Here is a 3,617-nt window from a genome sequence, read left to right as displayed (position 1 = left end):
GGTTAGCATTGAAGAAGTTTCAGTATATCCTACTCTTTCTTGTCTTTCGTACCATGCTTGTGTTCTGAGATGGAGTGCCTTATTGTAAACCAATCTTACACAGCCCAAAGTGCGCCGCAATAGCGACTCTTGTTCGGGTGTGGGGTAAAATCGAAACGAATAGGCTTTTTCCATACCTCACATTTTAGCATATATCGTGTAAATGCGCTAATATTTAACAGTAAAGCCGTCGTAGAACGACGGGGTTTCAGACCCAAAATTTTCGATGATTAAAGCTATTTCTGACCTCCAGGGATTCCGAGGTCTCATTCTGCCGATCATCGTCGGTGCGCTCAGTGCTACTATTGGTGCGGTGATTACCGTAGCGGCAAAAATGTTGTTGATCGGCAATAGTCCCTGATCGAGATAAGATTAATTCTCGTGGTCATAGGGAGGACATTTGTGAATAAACTAAGCATTCTGGTTCTGCACGGGCCGAATTTAAACCTATTGGGGAAAAGAGAGCCGAATCTCTACGGTAACGTCAATTTAGAGGCGATTAACCGGTTTTTAAACGAAGAAGCTACCCGTTTAGGGGTGAATTTAACCGCACACCAGTCCAATCAGGAAGGGCAATTAGTGGACTGGATTCAGCAAGCATGGGGTCAGCATGACGGTATTTTGATTAATGCGGGAGCTTATACTCACACCAGTATCGCCATCCGCGACGCACTATTAGGCACAAAAATGGCCTGTGTGGAAGTACACTTAAGCAATATTTACAAACGCGAGTCTTTTCGTCATCATTCCTACATTGCCGATATAGCCATCGGACAGATTAGCGGTTTTGGGGCCGAAAGTTATCGCCTAGGATTATGGGCATTAGTCGATTATTTGCAAAAGAATAGAGAAGGCTAATTAGGCAAGGGATTCTCCCACTTCTAAGAGGGGACAAAAGGGAAAATAGGGGGAAACCGTCCAACGATAGAATTTTTTGCTGCTGGTGGACTGAAGATTAAAACGCAGGGAAACAAAGGGGAAAAAGGGAGATACGGAACAATTCCAACTGAAAGCTGGCTTAGAAGTGCTATTATCGCCCTGGAAAGACCAAGCAGGGTATTGAAAAACCTCCCGGACGAGGGATTTTCCTTCATCGCTAACTTGGGCGCAGCTGCGACTAATGCCCGAAACCAAACAGAGACTATTACTGACACAATTATCATTAGAAGCCACGATCAAGAGATCTTCCCCGGTGGTGGTTAGTTCAAAAGCGATAAAATCTCCAGCTTGCCAACGACTAAGGACTTGTCCCTGGGCATTCTGGTAGATAGCGCTGCAGTTTTCGGGATCGAGAAGACGATTACTATCGGGATCTAAGTAACCGCAAACCCTTCCCATCAGACGAGTTCCATCCTGAAACCCATACACCCAATCAAAGGTATCGATGTGAGCGGCCCCTTGATTGCTTTTGTTGACCAATAGTAATCGATCGCTGACCACGGTTATTAATTCTCTATAAAACTAAGTAGTCGTGCAAAATTAATTTCTTGGTTAGGATAGGCAGTCATGCAAAAGGCAAAAGACAAGAGCTAGTGAGATATGTGTAATTAATTTTGCCTAGGGACTTAAGCTTCCCTTAATAACAAAGGTATCACTAAATACCAATTTCCCAACGAAAAGATTTATTAAGTTTAACTTCTCGTCCCTCTGGGAGAGTGAACTGGTCAGCTTAAATCAAGGCCAAAACCTGCTATCTTATGGGGAGACAAAAATTATCTAGATCTTGTTTTAGCGAGTGGTAGTAAGGGCATGGCGTACAAGCGGGTATTATTAAAACTGAGTGGGGAGGCCTTGATGGGCAATCTCGGCTATGGGATCGACCCGATGGTGGTTTCCGCTATCGCCCAGGAAATCTCCGAAGTGGTTGCTCAAGGCATCCAATTGGCGATCGTGGTCGGTGGGGGCAATATTTTTCGCGGGGTGAAAGCCGCCTCGGCCGGCATGGATCGGGCCACGGCCGATTATATTGGTATGATAGCAACAGTCATGAACGCTATGACCTTGCAGGATGCCCTAGAACGAGCGCAAGTACCGACTAGGGTATTAACGGCGATTGCCATGCAGGAATTAGCTGAACCCTACATCCGCCGGCGAGCAATCCGTCATCTGGAAAAAGGTCGGGTGGTGGTTTTCGGTGCGGGATCGGGTAATCCTTTCTTTACCACCGATACCACGGCGGCCCTGCGCGCTGCCGAAATCGATGCGGAAGTGGTGTTTAAAGCGACGAAAGTGGATGGAGTTTATGATTCCGATCCCTCCCATAACCCTAACGCGCGACGCTTTCAAAGTCTTACCTACGGTCATGTGCTGACTCATGATCTGCGGGTGATGGACGGAACGGCGATCGCTCTGTGCAAGGAAAATAATATCCCGATAGTCGTTTTCGATCTGTCGGTAGCAGGTAATATTGTTCGCGCTGTCAAAGGTGAACCCGTTGGAACATTGGTAGGAGGATTCTGTGAAGTTAGCTGAAGTTCAAGACCAGATGCAGAAAACCGTCGAATCAACCCAGAGAGCTTTTAATACGATTCGTACCGGCCGGGCAAATGCTTCTCTTTTAGATCGGATCGTGGTGGAGTATTATGGCATGGAAACTCCCCTCAAGTCCCTAGCGACAATTAGCACTCCCGACGCAACCACGATCGCGATTCAACCCTTTGATCGTACCAGTATGGGGGCGATCGAAAAGGCGATTTCTCTCTCGGACGTGGGTTTAACCCCCAGTAATGACGGTCAGACCATTCGTTTGAATATCCCTCCCCTCACTAGCGATCGCCGCAAGGAATTGGTCAAATTAGCGGCGAAATTGGCCGAAGAAGGAAAGGTGGCTATCCGCAATATTCGCCGGGATGCGATCGATGCTATCCGTAAACGGGAAAAAGGTCACGAAATTTCTGAGGATGAATCCAGGGATTTACAGGATCAAGTGCAGAAATCCACCGATAAATTTATCGCCAAAATCGAGGATTTATTAACGACCAAAGAAAAAGATATCATGACCGTTTAAGTTTTTTTCTCCTCATGGATAGAACAGGCTTTTTGTCTGTTCTATTTAGCTTTTTATCCCTATTTAAAAGGTATAGGGGAGTGAGAAGGTTTGGGGGTGAAGTCTTTCCGTATCGCGGCATCTCAGGTTCTACCATTTTCTTTATTCGTGGCAGGCATCCTACTCCCCCTCTCCCACCCCCGCCTTGGGGGCAAGGGTAATTAACCATCTCTGCCATTACTTGAGAAAATTTCTTCTTTCTGCTAGTTGATTGATCATAATAGCCGTACATTTTAGATCATGAGTAATCACTAAACAAGAATTTTTTTCTGGTAATAATTGTTAAAATTGAGGCAGTTTTAAAGCATCATTATGACGGCTATTATACTAAATACGGTTATTAAAAACTGATTATTTATCCCCCCCTTTTGCCTGTCCTTATAAGTAGCATTATGCTCAACGGATTTAGTATTATTGGTTGCTATGCGCGGAGATAGGAGTCGTCAATCAGCCAAAAAACTTTGGGGCCAGTTTACCCGGTGTTTACCGACAATGTGCTGTTACTTACACAGACTTTTGGGAGTCCTATAAG

General features: G+C 45.5%; 6 protein-coding genes and 1 pseudogene. 5 read left to right on the top strand and 2 right to left on the bottom strand.

The window, feature by feature from the left end; all coding sequences use genetic code 11:
* A partial coding sequence (locus IM477_RS14765) for a helix-turn-helix domain-containing protein (RefSeq protein WP_287729465.1) occupies nt 1-174 on the bottom strand: 174 nt, incomplete at its 3' end.
* Nucleotides 175-265: 91 nt separating this feature from the next.
* Here IM477_RS14765 and IM477_RS14760 point away from each other — a divergent pair.
* The gene (locus IM477_RS14760; RefSeq protein WP_002762237.1) at nt 266-400 is read left to right on the top strand and encodes a hypothetical protein; all 135 of its coding nucleotides are present in this window, start codon (nt 266-268) and stop codon (nt 398-400) included.
* A 41-nt stretch (nt 401-441) separates the two neighbouring features.
* On the top strand, nt 442-897 hold the full coding sequence (gene aroQ, locus IM477_RS14755) for a type II 3-dehydroquinate dehydratase (protein WP_002797921.1): 456 nt from the start codon (nt 442-444) through the stop codon (nt 895-897).
* Here aroQ and IM477_RS14750 read toward each other — a convergent pair whose 3' ends face one another.
* Nucleotides 898-1,479 carry a hypothetical protein gene (locus tag IM477_RS14750; RefSeq protein ID WP_287732339.1) on the bottom strand — a complete coding sequence of 194 codons (582 nt, stop codon included), beginning with the start codon at nt 1,477-1,479 and terminating at the stop codon, nt 898-900.
* A gap of 309 nt (nt 1,480-1,788) precedes the next feature.
* Here IM477_RS14750 and pyrH point away from each other — a divergent pair, with 309 nt between their 5' ends.
* The 3 genes and pseudogenes from pyrH to IM477_RS14735 form a co-directional block, all read left to right on the top strand.
* Complete coding sequence (gene pyrH, locus IM477_RS14745; protein ID WP_287658056.1) at nt 1,789-2,511, top strand: UMP kinase; 723 nt, start codon at nt 1,789-1,791, stop codon at nt 2,509-2,511.
* Nucleotides 2,512-2,524: 13 nt separating this feature from the next.
* Nucleotides 2,525-3,046: a ribosome recycling factor gene (frr, locus tag IM477_RS14740; RefSeq protein WP_228021067.1), complete on the top strand. Its 522-nt coding sequence runs from the start codon at nt 2,525-2,527 to the stop codon at nt 3,044-3,046.
* A gap of 468 nt (nt 3,047-3,514) precedes the next feature.
* Nucleotides 3,515-3,617 (top strand): annotated as a pseudogene (locus IM477_RS14735) (IS1 family transposase); the annotation flags it as partial.

This window comes from Microcystis sp. M090S1 (genome assembly GCF_020246295.1).
GTDB classification, from domain to species: domain Bacteria; phylum Cyanobacteriota; class Cyanobacteriia; order Cyanobacteriales; family Microcystaceae; genus Microcystis; species Microcystis aeruginosa.
Note: the sequence above shows the minus strand (reverse complement) of the source record. Positions and strands in the feature narration are given on the sequence as shown.